Raw genomic sequence first — 20347 nt, forward strand, 5'->3', positions numbered from 1 at the left:
CCTGAGAGAAAGAACCCTATGACCTTGCCCATCGGCGCGCCGCGCGAATGGAACGGACAATTCGAGGAAGCGCTGTTTCTCGACGTGGCGCGACGCCATCGTCCGGACTTCCCGGCCAAGCTCGCCACGCCGCCGCGCGAGCCGCGCAATGACGACGAACTGGCCGCCGTCGCCGACTACTACACGAAGATGGCGTCGCACGACCTGTTCATCGTGCAGGTCGTCGCGAAGGCGATCGACACGCTGTTCCGCGACGATCCGCATTTCCAGCTGATCCTGTCGCGCCAGCTCGGCGACGACGGCGCGCACGCCGTGATCGGCCGCGAACGCGTGACCGAACTGACCGGGCGTGATCCGCTGCCGGAAGTCGACCGGCTCGTCGCCGCGCACTGGGCGCGCATCGGCGACATCGCGGTGCGCGACGTCGCGGGCTTTCTCGCATTCGAATGGCATTACGAGCTGCACATCCTCGCGAAGCTGTGGATCCAGCGCAAGACCGGGCGCATCGGCGATTCCGCGATGCGCGAGCACGGCGAGAACCGGATCCGGCCGGACGAGGAGTGGCATCGCGTGCAGATCGTCCAGTGGTGGTTCGACACGTTGAAGGCGCTGCCGGCGGCGGAACGCGACGCGCTGGTTGATCGCGTGATCGCGGCCGACGAGGAAACGCAGGCGCGGCTCGACGGTTACCTGCACGACGAGTACGCGCACACCGCGCACGTGTTTGGCGCGGATATCGACGAATACCGCGCGATCTACGACGAATGGCGGCGCGAGATCCTGTCGCGGCTGACCGGCCGCAAGCTCGACGCGCTGGTGCCGCTGTCGGGTGAAGCGGTTGCACAGGAAGCCGTCGCATGAACGATCCCCGTGGCCCGGCGACCTTCGCGCCCGATACCGATACGCCTGCTTTCGACCGTGCCGCGCTGGCCGGCGCGATCGACGCGCTGCGCGCCACGGCCGCCGCGCGCGATCGCGCGGGCGGTCATGCGGCGCAGGAGAAGCAGCGGCTCGCCGATGCGGGCCTGTTGACGCTCGCGGTGCCGCGTGCGTTCGGCGGGCAGGAAGCCGCATGGCCCGAGATCTACGATGCGATCCGGCAGATCGCGCGCGTCGACAGTGCGCTTGCGCATCTCGTCGGATTCCAGTGCCTGCAGGTGGTGAGCGTCGACGTGTGGGGTAACGCCGCGCAGCGCGAGCGCTACCTGCGCGGCACGGTCGAGCAGCAGTGGTGGTGGGGCAATGCGGTCAATCCGCTCGACACGCGGCTCGTGGCCACGGCGACGTCTGACGGCGGCTACCGGCTCGATGGCGTGAAGGGCTTCTGCTCGGGCACGCGCGGCTCGCAGCGGATGACGGTGTCCGCGCACGATCCGGACACCGGCCGCACCGTGTTCGGCGTGGTGCCGACCGATCGCGCGGGAATCGCGGTCAACGAAGACTGGGATCCGATCGGCCAGCGCCAGACCGACAGTGGCAGCGTGCGCTTCGACGGCGTGGCGCTTGCGCCGGACGAGGTGCTGCACCGTTCCGAGGCGCCGCCGACCCCGCGCGCGACGCTGCGCACGCTCGTGTCGCAGCTCGTGCTGACCAACCTGTTCGTCGGGCTCGCGGAAGGCGCACTGGAGGAAGCACGCGACTACGTGCTGCAGCAGGGCCGCCCGTGGATCCAGTCGGAAGTTGCGCAGGCGAGCGACGATCCGTACACGCTGCAGCGCTTCGGCGACATGCGCGTGCGGGCGATCTCGGCGGCGGCGCTGGCCGATCGCGCGGCCGCCGCGTTGCAGCGCGCGTGGGCGCGGCAGGATGCGTTGACGGCGGACGAGCGCGCCGAGGTGGCGCTCGCGGTATCGGAGGCGAAGATCGTCGCGCAGCGCGCGGCGCTCGAGAACGGCGAGGCGCTGTTCGACGCATGCGGCGCACGTGCGACGGCCGCGTCGCTCGGCCTCGACCGTTTCTGGCGGAACGCGCGCACGCATACGCTGCACGATCCGCTCGACTACCGGCTGCGCGATGTGGGCCGGTTCGCGTTGACGGGCGAGTTGCCGCCGGCGTCGCTCTATACGTAAGTGAGCGCGCGCTCCGTTACTGGTCGACGGTCTGAAGAGCTTCCGACGGCACGGCCACCGCGGCGGGCGCGAGCGTGGGCTGACCGGCCAGCGGTGCGCCGCCCTCCACGCCGGCGCGCTTGAACGACACCAGTTCGTTCGAATAGCGCGCATTCCGCGTCCCGTTCGTGTCGTAGAACTCCTCGACCGACTTGACCCAGCGGCCGACCGCCGGCACGTACCAGAACGCCATGTAGGTCTTGCCGGTCCCTTCCGCCATCCCGCTGTTGCGGCTCTGCATCACGATCGTCGAGCCGTTCGCGTTGCGTGACACGCCGGACGTGACCGATTGCCCCGGCGCGAGCTGCGCCTTCCACGTGCCTTCGGCCTCGACCTTGATCGCATCGAACTTGCCGCCCGCTACGGTGACGGTGTCGGGGCCGACAACCTTGTAGTGCGTCTCGTACGCTTCCGACGCGTGCCGCGGATTCGGGTGCGACTCGCTGTACTGGATCGTCCACGTCTTGCCGACCGTCAGCGGAAACGCCAGCGGACGGTTCACCACGGTTTCCGTGCCGTTGACGCTGCGCGAACGGCTCCAGTCCGCGTCCATGATCAGTTCCCGCGGCGCCTGCGTCGTGCCGCTCTGCTGGGTTTCGACGTAGATGTGGTCGGACGTCGTGCGCTGCACGGAAATCTGGTCGCGCGTCTGGCGCCAGCCGTTCGGGCCGATTTCGGCGGTGCTGATGTAGGTCCAGGTATCGCCAGGCTTCAGCACGGGGGCCGCGATCGACTGGGCGAGCGCGATACCGGGCAGCACGGCGCAGAGCGACAACGCAACGAATGTTTTCTTTTTCATGGTGTGTGGAGGAGGGCCATCGGTCTCGCCGGAGAGCTTATCAACCACACCTTTCAATCGGCATGCCGTGCGCGGTGCCGCTGCGTCGAACCGGCACCCTGGCTGAATCGTGAATTGCCGCCGAGTGGTCGGCCTGCTGGACGTCCGAAATGATATGTTATATCGTTGCGATACAATATATCATTCGATCCTCAACGTCCTCTACCGGAATCGCCCGATGAGCACCGCACTCCACCCGTCCACGCGGCTTCCCGTGACCGTCCTGTCCGGCTTCCTCGGCGCCGGCAAGACGACGCTGCTCAACCACATCCTGAACAATCGCGAGGGCCGGCGCGTCGCGGTCATCGTCAACGACATGTCCGAGGTGAACATCGACGCCGCGCTCGTGCGCGACGGCGGCGCGGGGTTGTCGCGCACCGACGAGAAGCTGGTCGAGATGAGCAACGGCTGCATCTGCTGCACGCTGCGCGAGGATCTGCTGATCGAGGTCGACCGGCTCGCGCGCGAAGGGCGGTTCGACCAACTCGTGATCGAATCGACCGGCATCTCGGAGCCGCTGCCGGTGGCCGAGACGTTCACGTTCGAAGGTGAGGACGGCCGCAGCCTCGGCGAAGTCGCGCGGCTCGACACGATGGTGACGGTGGTCGACGCGTTCAATTTCCTGCGCGACTACGCGTCGCGCGACAGCCTGCGGTCGCGAGGCGAATCGATGGGCGAGGAGGATGCGCGCACGGTCGTCGACCTGCTGATCGACCAGATCGAGTTCTGCGACGTGATCGTGATCAACAAGATCGACCTGATCGATGCAAGCGCACGAGAGCGGCTCGTCGCGCTGCTGCGCGGCTTGAACCCGCGCGCACGGATCGAGATCGCCGAATTCGGCAGGGTGCCGCTCGAGCGCGTGCTCGACACGGGGCTGTTCGACTTCGAAGCCGCGTCGCGCGCGCCCGGCTGGCTGCAGGAGATGCGCGGCACGCACACGCCCGAGACCGACGAATACGGAATCCGCAGCTTCGTCTATCGCGCGCGTCGGCCGTTCCATCCGCAGCGTTTCTTCGATCTCGTCGAAAGCGAATGGCCGGGCGTCGTGCGCTCGAAGGGGTTCTTCTGGCTCGCCTCGCATCCGACCGTTGCCGGTTCGTGGTCGCAGGCCGGCGCGGTCGCGCGGCACGGGCCGGCCGGCTACTGGTGGGCGGCCATGCCGCCCGAGCGCTGGCCGCAGGACCCGGAGGCCGTCGCGCAGATCCGCGCGCGCTGGGACGAGCACGTCGGCGATGCGCGGCAGGAACTCGTGCTGATCGGCATGGACATGGACGAGCCCGCGCTGCGCGCGCGCTTCGACGCGTGTCTGCTGACCGACGCCGAGATGGCCGCCGGCCCCGAGCACTGGACCACGTGGGACAACCCGTTTCGCGACTGGCCCTGACCTGAACGCGCTTCCTGCATCGATCCGGATGGAGAAGGCGCTCCACCGGATTCCGAGCATGAACGCACCCCTTCCCGATATTTCCCTGACCGATGCCGCGCCGGGCGGCCGCCCGCTCGAATGGGTCGGCATGCAGGGCATCGACCTGCCCGTTGCGGTGGCCGAGCCCGGCTGCCGGCGCGACGTGCATGCGCGCGCCGACGTGCAGGTCGATCTGCCCGCGCCGCACGTGAAGGGCATCCACATGTCGCGGCTGTACCGGCTGCTCGACGGGCTCGGCGATGGCGCGGCGCTGTCGCCGGCCGGCCTTCGGCGTGTGCTGCACGCGATGGTCGACAGCCATCGCGACTGCGACACGCGCAGTGCGCGGCTGCGGCTGCGCTTCGACCTGCTGGCACGCCGCGCGGCGCTGGTGACCGATGGGCTGGACGGGTGGAAGGCCTATCCGGTCCGGATCGATGCGACGCTCAGCGGCTCCCGGTTCGAACTGCGCGCGCAGGTGACGGTCGTCTATTCGTCGACGTGCCCGTGCTCCGCCGCGCTGTCGCGGCACTGGGTCGAGCAGGCCTTCCTGGCGGCGTTTGGCCGCGACGATCGCGTGGAACCGGCGGCGGTCGCCGCGTGGCTGAAACGGCACGCGACGGCGGCCACGCCGCACAGCCAGCGCAGCGAAGCCGTCGTCAGCGTGGCGCTGCCCGCCGATGGCGCGACGCTGGGGCTGGTCGAGCTGATCGATCGCATCGAACACGCGCTCGGCACACCGGTGCAGACGGCCGTCAAGCGCGCGGACGAGCAGGCGTTCGCCGTGCTGAACGGCGGGAACCTGATGTTCGTCGAGGATGCCGCGCGCCGGGTCCAGGCCACGCTGGACGGCCACCATGCGAACCCGCGCGTACACGTGCGCCATCTGGAAAGCCTGCATCCGCACGATGCGGTGGCCTGGGCCGCGCCGCTTGACGAAGGCGCCGACGCATGCTGATCCGCAAGCTGTTCCGCTTCGAGAACGCGCACATCGTGCGCGGCTGCAGCACGCGGCGCTGTTCGCATTCGATCCACGGCCATTCGTACCGCGTCGAGCTGCTGCTCGAAGCGCATGCGCTGGACCACGGGCAGATGATCTATGACTTCGGGCTGCTCAAGGGCGACGTGCGCGACCTGATCGACGCGTTCGACCACGCAGTGACGCTGTGGTCGGGTGACGATCCTTGCTATGTCGAGAGCATGCGCCGGCATTCCGAGCGCTGGGTGCTGCTGCCCGTGTCGCCGAGCGCCGAGCAGTTCTCGCGCGTGTTCTTTCGTCTCGTCGATGCGGCGCTGTCCTGCACCCGCATGGCGAACGGCGAAGCCGACGTGCGGCTGCATTCGATCATCGTTCACGAGACCGAGACCGGTTACGCGCAGTGTTTTCGCGACGATGCGTTCAACCCGCGCATGGGCCGCATCGACCTGGACGACATCGTGTTCGCGCCGGCCATCGCCGGACAGTGGCGCGATCCGGGGCTGTTCGAGCGGATCAAGCGCGGCCGCCCCATTTCAAGGCAGGAATCCTGATGATCAGAAAGAACCCGCGCGGCGACCTGCCGCAGATTCACCCGAGCGCCTTCGTCGATCCGACCGCCATTCTGTGCGGGCTCGTGATCGTCGATGAGAACGTGTTCATCGGCCCGTACGCGGTGATCCGCGCCGACGAAACGGATGCCGGCGGCCGCATCGCGCCGATCGTGATCGGTGCGCATTCGAACATCCAGGACGGCGTGGTGATCCACTCGAAGTCGGGCGCGAGCGTCACCATCGGCCAGCACACGTCGATCGCGCATCGTGCGATCGTCCATGGGCCGTGCAAGGTCGGTAACGGCGTGTTCGTCGGCTTCAACAGCGTCTTGTTCAACTGCGCGATCGACGACGGCTGCGTGGTGCGCTACAACGCGGTCGTCGACGGCTGCCACCTGCCGCCGGGCTTCTACGTGCGCTCGACCGAGCGCATCGGGCCGGAAACCGATCTCGCCGCATTGCCGCAGGTGACCGCCGACGCAAGCGACTTCTCCGAGGATGTCGCACGCACGAACAATGCGCTGGTGCTGGGCTACAAGCACATCCAGAACGAGTTCTGAATCATGGGCGAGCCTATCCGACGTGAAGGAGGCGCGAGCGACGCGCTCAAGCGTCGTCACGCCGACCTGCTCGTGCACGGCGGCACGGCGGTGACGCCCAACGGGGCCGAGCGGATCGACGTCGCGTGCGTGGACGGCCGTGTCGTTGCGCTGGGGGCGTTGCACGGCAACTGGAGTGCCGATGTCCGGCTGGATGCCGGTGGCCTGCATGTGCTGCCGGGTGTGGTCGACAGCCAGGTGCATTTCCGCGAACCGGGCCTCACGCACAAGGAGACCCTCGAGGCCGGCACGCGCGGCGCGGTGCTCGGCGGCGTCACGACGATCTTCGAGATGCCCAACACGCATCCGCTGACGCTGACCGCGCAGGATCTGCAGGCCAAGCTGGATCTTGCGCGCGGCCGTGCGTGGTGCGACTACGCGTTCTACATCGGCGGTTCGGCCGCGAATGCCGAACGGTTGCCGGTGCTTGAAAACCTGCCGGGCTGCGCGGGCGTGAAGGTCTTCATGGGCAGTTCGTTCGGCGACCTGCTGGCCGACGACGAAGCCGTGTTGCGCCGGATCGTGCGCAACGGGCGGCGGCGCATGGCCGTGCATGCGGAGGACGAGGCACGGCTGCGCGAACGCCGGGCACTCGTGGAAGCGAGCGGCGACGTGCGCGATCATCATCGCTGGCGCGACGAGGAAAGCGCGCTGGCCGCGACACGGCGCATCGTCGGGCTGTCTGCCGAGACGGGCCGCCGGCTGCATGTGCTGCACGTGTCCACTGCCGAGGAAATGGCGTTCCTCGCGCGGCATCGGCATCGCGTGACGGTCGAGGTCACGCCGCATCACCTGAGCCTGCACGCGCCCGATTGCTACGAGCGGCTCGGCACGTTCGCACAGATGAATCCGCCGGTGCGTGAGCGGCATCATCAGGACGCACTGTGGCAGGCCGTTCGCGATGGCGTGGTCGACGTGATCGGCAGCGATCACGCGCCGCATACGCGCGACGAAAAGCGCCGGCCCTATCCGCAGTCGCCGAGCGGGATGACCGGCGTGCAGACGCTGCTGCCGCTGATGCTCGATCACGTGCATGCGGGCCGCCTGAGCCTCGAACGGCTGGTCGACCTGACCAGCGCCGGGCCGGCGCGGATCTTCGGTATCGCGGGGAAGGGGCGGATTGCGGCGGGCTACGACGCCGATTTCAGCATCGTCGACTTGCACGCGCGTCGCGTCATCCGCGATGAATGGATCGCCAGCGTGAGCGGCTGGACACCTTATGACGGGTGCGCGGTCACGGGCTGGCCCGTGCATACGGTCGTGCGCGGGCAGGTCGTGGTGCGCGACGGCGCGTTGAACGGGGAGCCGGAGGGGCAGGCCGTGACGTTTCTGGAGGCGGCAGCGTAGCGACGCGTTACGCGTTCATCGGGCGCGGTTCCGGATGAGCACGTAAGCCTTCCCGGACGGAGCCTGCACGACCGACAGGCCGTCGGCGATCGTGCCGTCGGTCTTGCTGACGGCCGGCTGGCCCGGTGCAGGCGTAAAGACCCATGCGCCGGGATATTTCTCGCGGAATCTGGGCGCCACGGAAGAGACCTCGGTTCCGGCGGGGTAGGTGATCTCGCCGACGCTGGCTGCGCGCGCCAGGGTGGCAGACCTGAGCGTCACGACGCGATGTTGCCGGTCGAGATTCAACTCGGGGCTACGCAAGGGCAATCCGGCCAGCTCGAACAGGGTGTCTTCGGCGACAGCGAGGTGCCAATAGTCGTTGTCACGCGTGCCGTCGAGATACAGGGTCGTGCCTCTGATCAGGGTCGACCCGGCCGGCACGAGGGAACCGGCCACGCGGTTGCCGTCGGCCAGATGGCACCACCAGAGCGTCTTGATCCGGGCATCCTTGCGCAACACGATTTCCAGCGGCCCGCCCGGACCGCACACCCATCCGTCGATCGGGCGGGGGCCGGTTACGGTAAGCGCCAGGGCCGTGAGGGTGACGGGCGACTGGTCGTTCCACGGTGTTTCGTCGTCGTATTCCGACTTCACCCCCATCGCCACGGCGGGAATGCCGTAGACGCTGACCTCATGCGGAAACGTGGCCTCGCCGATCGACGCCAGGTTGCCGGCGGTCATGAGCGACAGGGTGGTGCCGGCCGGCATGTCGACGCCCAGCAAGTGAGCGGCCTTCTCCAGCGTCGGATGCTGCGCGGCCTCCTCCTTTCTGGATTGCAGGTCGATCCGCAGATAGGCAATCGCCAGCACCACAAAGAAGCTGCTCGACACGCACAGCGTGCCGAACAGGCCGGATGCGCGTCCCCGGTGCGTGCGAAACCATCCGCGTGCGCGCGACGACAACGCCAGCGTGACAGCCCAAACCAGTACGGACACGGTCGCCAGAAACGACATGCCGAGCACGATGAAGAAGGCGCCGGAGAAAACCGGAGCGGCAATCATTGGAAACGCGAACGACGGAATGGATTCATTGTTGGAATAGCCTCGACGCCGCGGGACATGCCGGCATCGTCAGGTGAAGGGTGCCGCCACGCGGTTGGCCCTCGGTGGCGAATGGTCTTTCAGGATCTTGTACGAATGGCGCACATTGTAGTGTTCTAGCGCGATTGCCCGGCGACGGCCGCGTGCACGTCCGGCGCGTTTCCGTCACGACGCCGGCGAGCCTACCCCGGCAACGCGTCCGCCAGCGCCCGCATCGCGTCCACCGTCTCCGGGTTCGCCGGAAAGAACGCCTCTATCGCGAGTTCCGACAGCGTCACGTCGACCGGCGTGCCGAACACGGTCGTCGTGCTGAAGAACGTCAGTTCGCCGGCCGCCGTGCGCAGCCGCAGCGGCACGGCGATATCCGCGAAGTCGGTGCGCGCATGCGTGTCGTCGGGATGTCCGGCCGGCGCCGGATACGCGGCGAGTTCGTCGCGCAGCGTGTGCAGCGTGCGGTCGCCGCTCGCATCGATCTGCCGCTGCAGCCGATGCAGGATGTGCACGCGCCATTCATGCCAGTTGACGATCTGCGATGCGAGGCCGTCCGGATGCAGGCTCAGCCGCAGCACGTTGACGGGCGGCTGCAGCAGCGCCGGATCGGCCTGCGCGACCAGCGCGCCGAGCATCCGGTTCGCGGCGAGCAGCGTCCAGTGGCGGTCGACGGCGAGCGCCGGGTAGGGCTCGTGGCCGCGTAGCACGGCTTCGACCGCATGGCGCGCGGCATCCAGTTGCGGATCCGAAAACGGCCGTTCGCGGAACAGCGGCGCGAAGCCTGCCGCGACGAGCAGCGCATTGCGCTCGCGCAGCGGCACGTCGAGACGTTCCGCGAGATGCAGCACCATCTCGCGGCTCGGCTGCGCACGGCCGGATTCGACGAAGCTCAGGTGGCGCGCGGACACTTCCGCGTCGAGCGCGAGCGCCATCTGGCTCAGGCGCCGGCGTTGCCGCCACGTGCGCAGCAGCGGGCCGATACCGGGCGCGCGGCCGGCGGACGGGGAGGGCGAATGGAGGGCGGCGGTCGGGTTCATGGTGCTGATGATAGGCAATCCCGCGCACCATGGGCATTACCTGCGACGTAAGCATCTCGCCGTTCCCCGGGCGTGTCACCGCGCTGCGTTACCATAGCCCCCGTGCCAACTGAGAGACGCCGCCGGACCCGCGATTGAAAACGCCTGGGCCGGTGCCGTGCATATTTACGACAAGGCATTCCAGGGGAATCCAACAATGAAAAAACTTGCCGTCCGGCTCGCCTGCGTGGCGACGCTTGCATTCACCGCGATCAGCGGCCACGCGCAGACGGAAGCTGCGCAGGTGGAAATGAGGGCCGCCGCCGCGGCCGCCAACGACGCGGTCGTGAAGGGCCCGACCGACATCGATGTGAAACACGAAGCCGTGCTGAAGCTGAAGGCCGGCGAATCGTTCGTGCCGGCCGCGGAAGCCGGCCGCTACCTGCGCTCGATGGGCAACTCGATCGACGAAACGAAGCTGGTCGGCCTCGTGCTGCCCGACGATCCCGATGCCGACTGGATTTCGGTCGTGTCGTTCGAGCCGAGCGGCTATATCCGCGACGACGACGCGAAGGACTGGAAGCCCGACGAGCTGCTGAAGAGCCTGCAGGCCGGCACCGAGGAAGACAACCCCGGGCGCAAGGAGCGCGGCCTGCCGGAAACGGAGGTGGTCGGCTGGGCGAAGGCGCCCGCGTACGACGCAGCCACGCACCGGCTCGTGTGGTCCGCGATCATCCGCGACAAGGGCGCGGCCCCGAACGCCGAGAACGACGGCGTGAACTACCGGACGCTGGTGCTCGGCCGTGACGGCTACCTGTCGCTGACGATGGCGTCGACGCTCGCCGACCTGCCGAAATACAAGGCGTCGGCCGACGAGCTGCTGTCGAACATCAACTTCAACGACGGCAAGCGCTATGCCGATTTCAACAAGTCGACCGACCACGTCGCCGAATACGGGCTCGCGGCGCTGATCGTCGGCGTCGGCGCGAAGAAGCTCGGCCTGCTCGCGCTGATCGGCGCGTTCGCGGTGAAGTTCTTCAAGATCGGCGCGGTCGCGCTGCTGGCCGGCGGCGCGGCGGTGAAGCGCTTCTTCGGGCGCAAGCCGAAGGCGGCGGCGGTGCCGGCGGTTGCCGATGCATCCGGCGCATCCGGCGCGGAGCGCAAGGAATGACGAAGCTGTTGCTGCTGATCTTCGGCGGCCTCAAGCTCGGCAAGGTGCTCATTTCGGCGGGCACCATGCTGGCGTCGATCGCGGTCTACGCGCTGTTCTACGGCTGGCGGTTCGCGGCCGGTTTCGTGGCGCTGCTGCTGGTGCACGAGGCCGGCCACTACCTCGCCGCGCAGCGGCGCGGGCTCGACGTCGGGCTGCCGACCTTCATCCCGTTCGTCGGCGCATGGATCCAGTTGAAGGAAATGCCGCACGACGCGGAAACCGAGGCGTATGTCGGGCTCGCCGGGCCGTTCGTCGGTACGCTCGGTGCGCTGGCCTGCTACGCGGCCGCGCGCCACTACGACAGCAACCTGCTGCTCGCGCTGTCGTACACGGGCTTCTTCCTGAACCTGTTCAACATGATTCCGCTGTCGCCGTTCGACGGCGGGCGGATCACCGCGGTGCTGTCGCCGCGCATCTGGTTCGCGGGCGTGCCGGTGCTGATTGCGCTGTTCGCGTATCGCCCGAGCCCGTTGCTGATCGTGATGGCGATCCTCGCGCTGCCGCAACTGAAGCGTGCGTGGCGCTACGATCCCGACGCGCCGGAGAACCGCGCGTACTACGCGACGTCGATCGAGACGAAGACGACCTACGCGCTCTGCTACGTCGGCCTGCTCGCGTTCCTCGCACTGATGACGTCCGGCGTGCACGACATGCTGCGCGTCGCGCATTCGTCGACCTGACCGCCGACACCGGATATGGGATGCGACAACGGCGGCCGTTTTCACGCGGCCGCCGTTGTTTTGTCTTGAAGTCGAATTTCAGGCGTCGCGATGACGCAGTTCGACACGCCGGATGTCCTTCACGATCACGAGATAGCTGAACACGGTGACGAGCGCGTTCAGCCCGACGAACACGAGTGCGCCGTTGAACGAGCCGCTCGCGCCGACGAGGTAGCCGATCGCGATCGGCGCGACGATGCCGGCCGTGTTGCCGAACATGTTGAACAGGCTGCCCGACAGGCCGATCGCTTCCTTCGGCGCGGTATCCGCGACGACGGCCCAGCCGAGCGAGCCGATCCCCTTGCCGAAGAACGACACGGCCATCAGCACGATCACCAGCACTTCACTGTCGACGTAGTTGCAGCCGATGATGACCATCGACAGCGCCATCCCGCCGACGATCGGAATCTTGCGCGCGAGCGTGAGCGACACACCGCGGCGGATCAGCCCGTCCGACAGCATCCCGCCGAGCACGCCACCGAGGAACCCGCAGATCGCGGGCAATGACGTCATGAAGCCGGCCTTCAGCAGCGACATCCCGCGCGCCTGCACGAGGTAGATCGGGAACCACGTGAGGAAGAAGTACGTGAGCACGTTCACGCAGTACTGGCCGAGGTACACGCCGATCAGCATCCGGTTCGACAGCAGCTGGCGCACGTAGTACCAGCCGGCCACGCGGCTGCTTTCGGAGCGCGGGCCGTTGCTGCTGCGCGCGGCGGTGCGCACGAGGCCGCCGCCCTGCTCGATATGCTCGAGTTCCGCGCGGTTCACGGCCGGATGGTCGGCAGGATCCTTCATGACCCGCAGCCACAGGAACGCGAGCGCGATGCCGGCGAGGCCGAGCCACAGGTACACCTGGTGCCAGCCGTACGCATGCGTGAGCCAGGCCATTAGCGGCGAGAACACCACGGCCGCGAAGTACTGCGCGGCGTTGAAGATCGCCGACGCGGTGCCGCGCTCGGCGGTCGGGAACCAGCTCGCGACGACTTTCGCGTTCGCCGGGAAGGCGGGGGCTTCGGCAATGCCGACCGCGAAGCGCATCGCGAACAGCGCGGCGACCGCGAACGCGGCGCTGCCGCCGAGTCCGATCGTGCTCTGCAGCAGCGTGAACGCCGACCACAGGAAGATGCTGCCCGCATACACGCGGCGCGCGCCGAAGCGGTCGAGCAGCCAGCCGCTCGGCAGCTGCGCGAGCACGTACGCCCAGCTGAACGCCGAGAAGATGTAGCCCATCGTCACCGGATCGATGCCGAACGCCTTGCGGATCGGCGTGCCGGTGATCGACAGCGTCGCGCGGTCCGCATAGTTGAGCGTCGTGACGACGAACAGCATCGCCAGGATCCAGTAGCGCACGGCGGTCCGGCGCGCGGTGCGCGCGAGATCGAGCGGAAGGTCGCGGGAGGAGGTCTGATTAGGCACTTTAATGTACGTCGTCGTATGACATGGCGGCAGTTTATTGGCAATAATCAGACGCAGAAACCTCGGGTTTTCCCTCTGGATGATGACGTGAAATGGTAAGAATCCGGAGGAATCCCGCATGAAATAAGGATTCCGCCGGTATCGGCATCGGTCAGGCAGTCGACGTGATTATTGTTGCTTGGTGGGCGGACATCATATCTGTTGAGCTACAATGAGCGATCTATTCCCGAACCACGGAGCACACCCCATGCAACTGACTGGAGAGATGCTGATCGGCGCCGACGCGGTGGCCGGCTCGGCCGGTACCTTGCGCGCATTCGACCCGTCGAAGGGCGCGCTGATCGACGCGCCGGCGTTCGGCGTCGCGACGCAGGCCGACGTCGAGCGCGCATGCGAACTCGCGCGCGATGCGTTCGATGCGTACCGCGCGCAGCCGCTCGCGGCCCGCGCGGCGTTTCTCGAAGCGATCGCGGATGAAATCGTCGCGCTCGGCGATGCGCTGATCGAGCGCGCGCACGCCGAAACGGGCCTGCCCGTCGCGCGGCTGCAGGGCGAGCGCGGCCGCACCGTCGGCCAGCTCCGGCTGTTCGCGCGCGTCGTACGTGACGGGCGCTTCCTCGCGGCGTCGATCGATCCCGCGCAGCCGGCGCGCACGCCGTTGCCGCGTTCGGACCTGCGGCTGCAGAAGGTCGGGCTCGGGCCCGTCGTCGTGTTCGGTGCGAGTAATTTCCCGCTCGCGTTCTCGGTGGCCGGCGGCGATACGGCGTCGGCGCTCGCGGCCGGCTGCCCGGTGATCGTGAAGGCGCACGAGGCGCACCTCGGCACGTCCGAGCTGGTCGGCCGCGCGATCCGCGCCGCCGTCGCGAAAACCGGGATGCCGGCGGGCGTGTTCTCGCTGCTGGTCGGCCCCGGCCGCGTGATCGGCGCGGCGCTCGTCAGCCATCCGGCAGTCCAGGCGGTCGGCTTCACGGGGTCGCGGCAGGGCGGCATGGCGCTCGTGCAGCTCGCGAACGCCCGCCCGCAGCCGATTCCCGTCTACGCGGAAATGAGCAGCATCAACCCCGTCGTGCTGTTCCCGGCGGCGCTCGCCGCGCGCGGCGACGCGATCGCGACGGGCTTCGTCGATTCGCTGACGCTTGGCGTCGGCCAGTTCTGTACCAACCCGGGCCTCGTGCTCGCGATCGACGGCCCCGATCTCGACCGCTTCGAAGCGGTTGCCGCGCAGGCGCTTGCGAAGAAGCCGGCCGGCGTGATGCTCACGCGCGGCATCGCCGATGCGTACCGCAACGGTCGCGCCAAGCTGGCCGAACTGCCGGGCGTGCGTGAAATCGGCGTGGGCGAGGCGGCGCAGACCGACTGCCAGGGCGGCGGTGCGGCGTACGCAGTCGGCGCGCAAGCGTTCCTGACCGAGCCGGCGTTCAGCCACGAGGTGTTCGGGCCGGCGTCGCTGGTCGTGCGCTGCCGCGATCTCGACGAAGTCGCGCGCGTGCTCGACGCGCTCGAAGGCCAGCTGACGGCCACGCTGCAGATGGACGCCGACGACAAGCCGCTCGCGCGCCGGCTGCTGCCGATCCTCGAACGCAAGGCCGGGCGTCTGCTGGTCAACGGCTACCCGACCGGCGTCGAGGTGTGCGACGCGATGGTGCACGGCGGGCCGTTCCCGGCGACGTCGAATCCGGCGGTCACGTCGGTCGGCGCGACGGCGATCGAGCGGTTCCTGCGGCCCGTGTGCTACCAGGATTTCCCGGACGATCTGCTGCCGGAAGGGTTGCAGGAAAGCAATCCGCTCGCGATTCCGCGGCTGCGGGACGGGAAGGCGGAGTAACTGACGGGCGCGGCTGAAAGCTGGATCCCGGCGGCACAAGCGCCGGGATGAAGTCCGGAAACGGAAAGGCGGAAGGGGCCGGTTGGCCGCTTCCGCCTTTTTTGCATGGCCGGCTTTCGCGTCGCCGGGTCAGTGAGCGGGATGCGCGACAAGCCCCAGGCGATCGGCTGCGGCCAGCAGGCGCCGGTCGCGAGTCCACAGCTTGCTGCCGCTGGTCAGTCGGACCGAAGCGAGCAAGTGTGCGTCGACGTAGCCGATACCGAGCCCATGGAGCGGCACGACGTCGATCATGCGTTGAACTTCATCGTCGGTTGCCGCGATGGCGACGGGGAGATCGTGTCAGCATGACAGGCGGTCAGGCCTTTCGGGGCGCGATGGTGCGTGGGGAACGTGCCGTCGATCGTTCTGCCTTCCGCCTCGCCCGTTTTTCTCCTACAGTACCGAAGCCTCGGGCCGCCAGGCCCGCAGGCGAAACCTGAGAGATCGAGAAAAAGACCAAGAGGGAACGAAATCCATGAACATCAGCAAGCGTGGCGACCACCTGTTCGCAGCCGGATTGTGGAAAGCGATCGGCGATATCGCGAAATCGGTGCGCACCCAGATCGGCGAAACCAGTGAAGGGCGCGTGCTGGCCAATGCGCTGTTCGAATTGCAGCGCGACCTGGGCGGCAATGAATTCGAAGTGACGATCAACCAGGGGCGGCCCGTCACCGGCTCCGATCCGCATTCGCTCAGGTTCGGCCAGGCCGTCCAGCGGTTCCGGCTGGACATGGAGGCGCTGGTGTTCGCGCTGAAGCATCGTCGCAGCATCGACGAGCGCGACCCCGGCCTGCGCACCGAGGCGCTGACGCAGGCCAACAGCCAGCTCGCGACCGCGAAACAGTACGCGACCCTCACGCTCGGGCGATTCTTCGACGCGGTTGTCGATCCCGACGTGCTGGATCAGATTCTCGCCGACGACCCGAACACGCGCTTCCGGCGGTCGGCCGCCGGCGCGGATATCGCCGCGACCCGGCTCAGGCTGGGCAGCCTGCGCTACCGGATGGTCGGGACCATCTCGCAGATGTAACGGAAACGGCCGGCCCGCGGAGCGCGGGGCGGCCGTCGAAAGGGGAATGCCCGGCGGAACCGGCGGTTCCGCGCGGGCAGGCACGCATCGGATCGCGTGCCGTCTGACTGCCCGCCGCTTACTGCGGGCCCATCTTCTTGATCAGCACGTCGAGCTCCGCGACTTCTTCGTCGTTGAGGTCGACGAGCGGCGCGCGCACCGGGCCCGCGTCGTGGCCGACGAGCTTCGCGCCCGCCTTCACGATGCTGACCGCATAGCCCGCGCGGCGATTGCGGATCTTCAGGTACGGCAGGAAGAACTCGTCGATCAGGCGGCCGACCGTGGCGTGGTCGTCCTTCGCGATCGCTTCGTAGAATTCCATCGCCGTCTTCGGGATGAAGTTGAACACGGCCGACGAGTACACCGGCACGCCGAGCGCCTTGTACGCGGCGGCATAGACTTCGGCCGTCGGCAGGCCGCCGAGGTACGCGAAGCGGTCGCCGAGGCGCCGGCGGATCGTCACCATGCTTTCGATTTCGCCCACGCCGTCCTTGAAGCCGATCAGGTTCGGGCAACGGTCGGCGAGGCGCTCGAGCATGTCGGCGTTCAGCTTCGAATTCGCGCGGTTGTACACCACGACGCCGATCTTCAGCGCACGGCACACCTGCTCGACGTGGTCGGCGATCCCTTCCTGGCTCGCTTCGGTCAGGTAATGCGGCATCAGCAGCACGCCGCTCGCGCCGAGGCGCTCGGCCTCCTGCGCATATTCGATCGCGACGCGCGTCGCGCCGCCCGCGCCGGCCAGGATCGGCACCTTGCCCTTGCAGGTTTCCGTCGCGACACGGATCACGTCCGAATACTCGCGCTGCGTGAGCGAGAAGAATTCACCGGTGCCGCCGGCTGCGAACAGCGCGCTCGCACCGTACGGCGCGAGCCATTCCAGGCGCTCGGCATAGGTGGACGGGCGGAAGCTGCCGTCGGCGTCGAAATCCGTCAGCGGAAACGACAGCAGGCCGTGGGAAATGATCTGTTTGAGTTCTTGCGGTGAGGTCATGGTTGGTTCGTCCGTCTAGCGCGAGTGCTGGGTTCGTCGGGAACGGCATACGAGCCACATTGGCGATGTCGTTGTATGTCATCGTACAACGAGGGGAGGGGTGACGCAAGCGGTTTGCTGGTCGATAAATAGTAGGGTCTTTCCGGATAAGGGTTTACGCAGCATCGCCGATCCCGGTTGAATGTCGTATGATGACTAACGATGTGGCCGATAGCCTCCAGGAATTCCGATGACTGTTTCCCCGCTCTATATCCGTGTGCATCCGGACGACAACGTCGCGATCGTCGTCAACGACGGCGGCTTGCCCGAGGGCGCGACGTTCGCCGACGGGCTGACGCTGCGCGAAGGCGTGCCGCAGGGGCACAAGGTTGCGCTGGTCGACCTCGCGGCCGGCGACCCGATCGTCCGCTACAACGTGGTGATCGGCTATGCGCTGGTCGAGCTGCGCCGCGGCAGCTGGGTCAACGAGCGCACGATGCGCATGCCCGAGCCGCCCGGGCTCGACGACCTGCCGCTCGCGACGCGCGCCGCGCCGCCGCTGCCGCCGCTCGAAGGCTATACGTTCGAGGGTTTCCGCAATGCCGACGGCTCGGTCGGCACGCGCAACATCCTCGCGATCACGACGACCGTGCAGTGCGTGTCGGGCGTCGTCGAGCACGCGGTGAAGCGGATCAAGGCCGAGCTGCTGCCACGCTATCCGAACGTCGACGACGTGGTCGGGCTCGAGCATACCTACGGCTGCGGCGTGGCGATCGACGCGCCCGACGCCGATATCCCGATCCGCACGCTGCGCAACATCAGCCTGAATCCGAACTTCGGCGGCGAGGTGATGACCGTGAGCCTCGGCTGCGAGAAGCTGCAGCCCGAGCGCCTGTTGCCGCCCGGCACGATTCCGGTCGCGGCCGACGGTGCGACTGACAACGGCGGCGTGGTGTGCCTGCAGGACGCCGCGCACGTCGGCTTCAACTCGATGATCGACTCGATCATGACGATGGCCGAATCGCATCTCGAGCGGCTCAACCGCCGCCGCCGCGAGACGTGCCCGGCGTCGGATCTCGTCGTCGGCGTGCAGTGCGGCGGCAGCGACGCGTTCTCGGGGCTCACCGCGAACCCGGCCGTCGGCTTCGCGGCCGACCTGCTGGTGCGCGCGGGCGCGACGATCATGTTCTCCGAGGTGACGGAAGTGCGCGATGGTGTCGCGCAGCTCACGTCGCGCGCGGCGAACGAGGACGTGGCGCGCGAGATCATCCGCGAAATGGACTGGTACGACCGCTACCTGCAGCGCGGCCGCGTCGACCGCAGCGCGAACACGACGCCCGGCAACAAGAAGGGCGGCCTGTCGAACATCGTCGAGAAGGCGATGGGCTCGATCGTGAAGTCGGGCAGCGCGCCGATCGCCGGCGTCGTGCGTCCCGGCGATCGCGCGAAGCAGAAGGGGCTGCTGTACGCGGCGACGCCCGCGAGCGACTTCATCTGCGGCACGCTGCAGCTCGCGGCCGGGATGAACCTGCACATTTTCACGACCGGCCGCGGCACGCCATACGGCCTCGCGCAGGTGCCGGTGATCAAGGTCGCGACGCGCAGCGACCTCGCGCGCCGCTGGCACGACCTGATGGATCTCGACGCGGGGCAGATCGCGACCGGCGCGGCCACGATCGAGGACACCGGCTGGGAACTGTTCCGGCTGATGCTCGACGTCGCGAGCGGCAAACGCCGCACGTGGGCCGAGCAATGGAAACTGGCGAATGCACTGACGCTGTTCAATCCGGCGCCGGTGACCTGACACGCGCGGCCGTTGCCGCCGGACGAAGCGGGCGCCCGAGGGCGCCCGTTTTCATTGCGGCGGAGCAAGTGTCGGCGGGATGCCCACGATGAGGAGAACTTGCTGCCTGGCGAGTCATGTCCGGCGTGCGGAGCGGCCACTGGCTCGAAGCGACCGGCGCGAATTCCTTACCCCGCACGTAATCGACCGCCCACGCGAGGCCGGCGACGATGGCTGCACGCGAACACGAAACACGCCATGTTCGCGACATCGTCCCTTCATCGACACAAGGAGTCTCGCCATGAGCACCACCCAATCCGCTTCGTCCGTTCACGCCGACCTGATCGACCGCTACTTCGATGCCTGGAACGAACCCGACGTCGCGCGCCGCCGCGCGCTGATCGATGCGACCTACGCGAGCGACGCGGCCTATCGCGATCCGCTGATGACCGGCGACGGCCATGCCGGCATCGACGCGATGATCGCGGCCGTGCAGGCGCGTTTCCCCGCGTTTCGCTTCCACCGCACGACCGACGTTGACGGGTTCGGCCAGCACCTGCGGTTCTCGTGGGCGCTCGTGTCGCCCGACGGCGCGGCGATCGTGAAGGGCTCGGACTTCGGCACCGTCGACGCGTCGGGCCGCCTCGCGTCGGTCACGGGTTTCATCGACGAAATGCCGGCCGCGGCGTCGTGACGCGAGCGATGCATGCGCAGCGGCCACCGGGATCGGGTAACGTTATGCGGTTCGTTCCTGATCCCGGAGACTAGCCGACATGCTGAAGAATCTCGACCCGCTGCTGCACGCCGACATCCTGCACACGCTGCGCGCGATGGGCCACGGTGACGAAATCGCGATCTGCGATGCGAATTTCCCGGCGGAATCCGTCGCGGAGCACACGGTGGTCGGCCGCGCGTTGCGGATCGACGGCGCCGATTCGGCGCGCGTCGTGCGCGCGGTGCTGTCCGTGTTGCCGCTCGACACGTTCGTCGACACGCCCGCATGGCGGATGGAAGTCGTCGGCGACGCGGCGGCGGTGCCGCCCGTGCAGCGCGAGGTGCAGGCCGAGATCGACCGCGCGGAAGGGCGCGCGGTGCCGCTTACGGGGGTCGACCGGTTCGCGTTCTACGAGCGCGCGCAGCAGGCCTACGCGGTGATCGTCACCGGCGAACTGCGCGGCTACGGGTGCTTCATCTTCAAGAAGGGCGTGTTGTTGAGCGACGCGGGCTAAACGCCTTTTCCATGCCGCCGCCATCGGGTCGCGCGGCCGCCGCCGTGTAAAGATTTGCTACAACCTTTTTCTTGGACACGGCCGAAACTCTGTCTATGCTGGCCCATTTGCCGCGGGCCCCGCAGGGTTGCGCGGCGCCGAGTTGTCCGGGTGTGCTC

The 20347-nt window shown here is 67.9% G+C and carries 20 protein-coding genes; 14 read left to right on the forward strand and 6 right to left on the reverse strand.

Features of this window, described 5'->3' with window-relative positions; all coding sequences use genetic code 11:
- Positions 1-18 precede the first annotated feature (18 nt).
- Both BDI24065_RS26370 and BDI24065_RS26375 read left to right on the forward strand, forming a co-directional pair.
- The gene (locus tag BDI24065_RS26370; RefSeq protein WP_175033743.1) at positions 19-861 is read left to right on the forward strand and encodes a hypothetical protein; all 843 of its coding nucleotides are present in this window, start codon (positions 19-21) and stop codon (positions 859-861) included.
- Positions 858-2069 carry an acyl-CoA dehydrogenase family protein gene (locus BDI24065_RS26375; RefSeq protein WP_175033744.1) on the forward strand — a complete coding sequence of 404 codons (1212 nt, stop codon included), beginning with the start codon at positions 858-860 and terminating at the stop codon, positions 2067-2069. Before BDI24065_RS26370 ends, BDI24065_RS26375 begins: the two co-directional genes overlap by 4 nt.
- 16 nt (positions 2070-2085) lie before the next feature.
- Here BDI24065_RS26375 and BDI24065_RS26380 read toward each other — a convergent pair whose 3' ends face one another.
- Positions 2086-2907, reverse strand: a complete 822-nt coding sequence (locus BDI24065_RS26380; protein ID WP_175033745.1) for a hypothetical protein — start codon at positions 2905-2907, stop codon at positions 2086-2088.
- A gap of 217 nt (positions 2908-3124) precedes the next feature.
- Between BDI24065_RS26380 and zigA the strand changes: the two genes are divergently transcribed.
- From zigA to BDI24065_RS26405, 5 genes are read left to right on the forward strand one after another with little or no spacing between them, the layout of a single operon-like run.
- Positions 3125-4333: a zinc metallochaperone GTPase ZigA gene (gene zigA, locus BDI24065_RS26385; RefSeq protein ID WP_175033746.1), complete on the forward strand. Its 1209-nt coding sequence runs from the start codon at positions 3125-3127 to the stop codon at positions 4331-4333.
- Positions 4334-4391: 58 nt separating this feature from the next.
- Positions 4392-5312 (forward strand): GTP cyclohydrolase FolE2, encoded by a 921-nt coding sequence (gene folE2 / locus BDI24065_RS26390; RefSeq protein WP_175033747.1) that lies wholly within the window; start codon positions 4392-4394, stop codon positions 5310-5312.
- Positions 5306-5884: a 6-pyruvoyl trahydropterin synthase family protein gene (locus BDI24065_RS26395; RefSeq protein ID WP_175033748.1), complete on the forward strand. Its 579-nt coding sequence runs from the start codon at positions 5306-5308 to the stop codon at positions 5882-5884. The genes folE2 and BDI24065_RS26395 overlap by 7 nt, the downstream gene beginning before the upstream one ends.
- A complete protein-coding gene (locus BDI24065_RS26400; RefSeq protein ID WP_175033749.1) occupies positions 5884-6444 on the forward strand; it encodes a carbonate dehydratase in 561 nt (186 codons plus the stop codon). The genes BDI24065_RS26395 and BDI24065_RS26400 overlap by 1 nt, the downstream gene beginning before the upstream one ends.
- A 3-nt stretch (positions 6445-6447) precedes the next feature.
- Positions 6448-7830 carry a dihydroorotase gene (locus tag BDI24065_RS26405; protein ID WP_175033750.1) on the forward strand — a complete coding sequence of 461 codons (1383 nt, stop codon included), beginning with the start codon at positions 6448-6450 and terminating at the stop codon, positions 7828-7830.
- A gap of 15 nt (positions 7831-7845) precedes the next feature.
- Here the strand turns inward: BDI24065_RS26405 and BDI24065_RS26410 are convergent, their stop codons facing one another.
- Together BDI24065_RS26410 and BDI24065_RS26415 are read right to left on the reverse strand one after the other, a co-directional pair.
- Entirely contained in the window at positions 7846-8874 is a 1029-nt protein-coding gene (locus BDI24065_RS26410; protein ID WP_175033751.1) for a hypothetical protein, read from the reverse strand.
- Positions 8875-9095: 221 nt separating this feature from the next.
- A complete protein-coding gene (locus tag BDI24065_RS26415; protein ID WP_175033752.1) occupies positions 9096-9941 on the reverse strand; it encodes a helix-turn-helix domain-containing protein in 846 nt (281 codons plus the stop codon).
- A gap of 196 nt (positions 9942-10137) precedes the next feature.
- On the opposite strand from BDI24065_RS26415, the gene BDI24065_RS26420 reads away from it, so the two are divergent.
- Both BDI24065_RS26420 and BDI24065_RS26425 read left to right on the forward strand, forming a co-directional pair.
- Complete coding sequence (locus tag BDI24065_RS26420; protein WP_175033753.1) at positions 10138-11091, forward strand: DUF2167 domain-containing protein; 954 nt, start codon at positions 10138-10140, stop codon at positions 11089-11091.
- Entirely contained in the window at positions 11088-11813 is a 726-nt protein-coding gene (locus tag BDI24065_RS26425; RefSeq protein WP_175033754.1) for a site-2 protease family protein, read from the forward strand. Before BDI24065_RS26420 ends, BDI24065_RS26425 begins: the two co-directional genes overlap by 4 nt.
- A gap of 78 nt (positions 11814-11891) precedes the next feature.
- Here the strand turns inward: BDI24065_RS26425 and BDI24065_RS26430 are convergent, their stop codons facing one another.
- Positions 11892-13271 (reverse strand): MFS transporter, encoded by a 1380-nt coding sequence (locus BDI24065_RS26430; RefSeq protein ID WP_175033755.1) that lies wholly within the window; start codon positions 13269-13271, stop codon positions 11892-11894.
- Positions 13272-13518: 247 nt separating this feature from the next.
- On the opposite strand from BDI24065_RS26430, the gene BDI24065_RS26435 reads away from it, so the two are divergent.
- Positions 13519-15096, forward strand: coding sequence for an aldehyde dehydrogenase (NADP(+)) (locus BDI24065_RS26435; RefSeq protein ID WP_175033756.1), 1578 nt, complete (start codon positions 13519-13521; stop codon positions 15094-15096).
- 129 nt (positions 15097-15225) lie between these two features.
- Here BDI24065_RS26435 and BDI24065_RS26440 read toward each other — a convergent pair whose 3' ends face one another.
- A complete protein-coding gene (locus tag BDI24065_RS26440) occupies positions 15226-15387 on the reverse strand; it encodes a hypothetical protein (RefSeq protein ID WP_254609869.1) in 162 nt (53 codons plus the stop codon).
- A gap of 223 nt (positions 15388-15610) precedes the next feature.
- On the opposite strand from BDI24065_RS26440, the gene BDI24065_RS26445 reads away from it, so the two are divergent.
- Entirely contained in the window at positions 15611-16165 is a 555-nt protein-coding gene (locus tag BDI24065_RS26445; RefSeq protein WP_175033757.1) for a hypothetical protein, read from the forward strand.
- 118 nt (positions 16166-16283) lie between these two features.
- Here BDI24065_RS26445 and kdgD read toward each other — a convergent pair whose 3' ends face one another.
- Positions 16284-17198 carry a 5-dehydro-4-deoxyglucarate dehydratase gene (gene kdgD / locus BDI24065_RS26450; RefSeq protein ID WP_122948070.1) on the reverse strand — a complete coding sequence of 305 codons (915 nt, stop codon included), beginning with the start codon at positions 17196-17198 and terminating at the stop codon, positions 16284-16286.
- A gap of 229 nt (positions 17199-17427) precedes the next feature.
- On the opposite strand from kdgD, the gene garD reads away from it, so the two are divergent.
- The 3 genes from garD to BDI24065_RS26465 all read left to right on the forward strand — a co-directional run bounded on the left by garD (position 17428) and on the right by BDI24065_RS26465 (position 20189).
- Positions 17428-18981, forward strand: coding sequence for a galactarate dehydratase (gene garD, locus BDI24065_RS26455; protein WP_175033758.1), 1554 nt, complete (start codon positions 17428-17430; stop codon positions 18979-18981).
- Between the two features lie 280 nt (positions 18982-19261).
- The gene (locus BDI24065_RS26460; RefSeq protein WP_175033759.1) at positions 19262-19654 is read left to right on the forward strand and encodes a nuclear transport factor 2 family protein; all 393 of its coding nucleotides are present in this window, start codon (positions 19262-19264) and stop codon (positions 19652-19654) included.
- 79 nt (positions 19655-19733) lie between these two features.
- Positions 19734-20189, forward strand: coding sequence for an RbsD/FucU family protein (locus BDI24065_RS26465; protein ID WP_069252540.1), 456 nt, complete (start codon positions 19734-19736; stop codon positions 20187-20189).
- Positions 20190-20347 lie beyond the last annotated feature (158 nt).

The sequence above is a fragment of the Burkholderia lata genome, from assembly GCF_902499025.1.
GTDB classification, from domain to species: Bacteria; Pseudomonadota; Gammaproteobacteria; order Burkholderiales; family Burkholderiaceae; genus Burkholderia; species Burkholderia lata_C.

What these genes read in the sequence shown, in the direction of transcription:
- BDI24065_RS26425 (WP_175033754.1), top strand. Translation starts at nt 11,088, where the DNA reads ATGACGAAGCTGTTGCTGCTGATCTTCGGCGGCCTCAAGCTCGGCAAG.
- BDI24065_RS26415 (WP_175033752.1), bottom strand. Translation starts at nt 9,941, where the DNA reads ATGAACCCGACCGCCGCCCTCCATTCGCCCTCCCCGTCCGCCGGCCGC.
- garD (WP_175033758.1), top strand. Translation starts at nt 17,428, where the DNA reads ATGACTGTTTCCCCGCTCTATATCCGTGTGCATCCGGACGACAACGTC.
- BDI24065_RS26440 (WP_254609869.1), bottom strand. Translation starts at nt 15,387, where the DNA reads ATGATCGACGTCGTGCCGCTCCATGGGCTCGGTATCGGCTACGTCGAC.
- BDI24065_RS26405 (WP_175033750.1), top strand. Translation starts at nt 6,448, where the DNA reads ATGGGCGAGCCTATCCGACGTGAAGGAGGCGCGAGCGACGCGCTCAAG.
- BDI24065_RS26370 (WP_175033743.1), top strand. Translation starts at nt 19, where the DNA reads ATGACCTTGCCCATCGGCGCGCCGCGCGAATGGAACGGACAATTCGAG.
- folE2 (WP_175033747.1), top strand. Translation starts at nt 4,392, where the DNA reads ATGAACGCACCCCTTCCCGATATTTCCCTGACCGATGCCGCGCCGGGC.
- BDI24065_RS26445 (WP_175033757.1), top strand. Translation starts at nt 15,611, where the DNA reads ATGAACATCAGCAAGCGTGGCGACCACCTGTTCGCAGCCGGATTGTGG.
- BDI24065_RS26460 (WP_175033759.1), top strand. Translation starts at nt 19,262, where the DNA reads ATGAGCACCACCCAATCCGCTTCGTCCGTTCACGCCGACCTGATCGAC.
- BDI24065_RS26420 (WP_175033753.1), top strand. Translation starts at nt 10,138, where the DNA reads ATGAAAAAACTTGCCGTCCGGCTCGCCTGCGTGGCGACGCTTGCATTC.
- BDI24065_RS26375 (WP_175033744.1), top strand. Translation starts at nt 858, where the DNA reads ATGAACGATCCCCGTGGCCCGGCGACCTTCGCGCCCGATACCGATACG.
- zigA (WP_175033746.1), top strand. Translation starts at nt 3,125, where the DNA reads ATGAGCACCGCACTCCACCCGTCCACGCGGCTTCCCGTGACCGTCCTG.
- BDI24065_RS26410 (WP_175033751.1), bottom strand. Translation starts at nt 8,874, where the DNA reads ATGATTGCCGCTCCGGTTTTCTCCGGCGCCTTCTTCATCGTGCTCGGC.
- BDI24065_RS26380 (WP_175033745.1), bottom strand. Translation starts at nt 2,907, where the DNA reads ATGAAAAAGAAAACATTCGTTGCGTTGTCGCTCTGCGCCGTGCTGCCC.
- BDI24065_RS26400 (WP_175033749.1), top strand. Translation starts at nt 5,884, where the DNA reads ATGATCAGAAAGAACCCGCGCGGCGACCTGCCGCAGATTCACCCGAGC.
- kdgD (WP_122948070.1), bottom strand. Translation starts at nt 17,198, where the DNA reads ATGACCTCACCGCAAGAACTCAAACAGATCATTTCCCACGGCCTGCTG.
- BDI24065_RS26465 (WP_069252540.1), top strand. Translation starts at nt 19,734, where the DNA reads ATGCTGAAGAATCTCGACCCGCTGCTGCACGCCGACATCCTGCACACG.
- BDI24065_RS26395 (WP_175033748.1), top strand. Translation starts at nt 5,306, where the DNA reads ATGCTGATCCGCAAGCTGTTCCGCTTCGAGAACGCGCACATCGTGCGC.
- BDI24065_RS26435 (WP_175033756.1), top strand. Translation starts at nt 13,519, where the DNA reads ATGCAACTGACTGGAGAGATGCTGATCGGCGCCGACGCGGTGGCCGGC.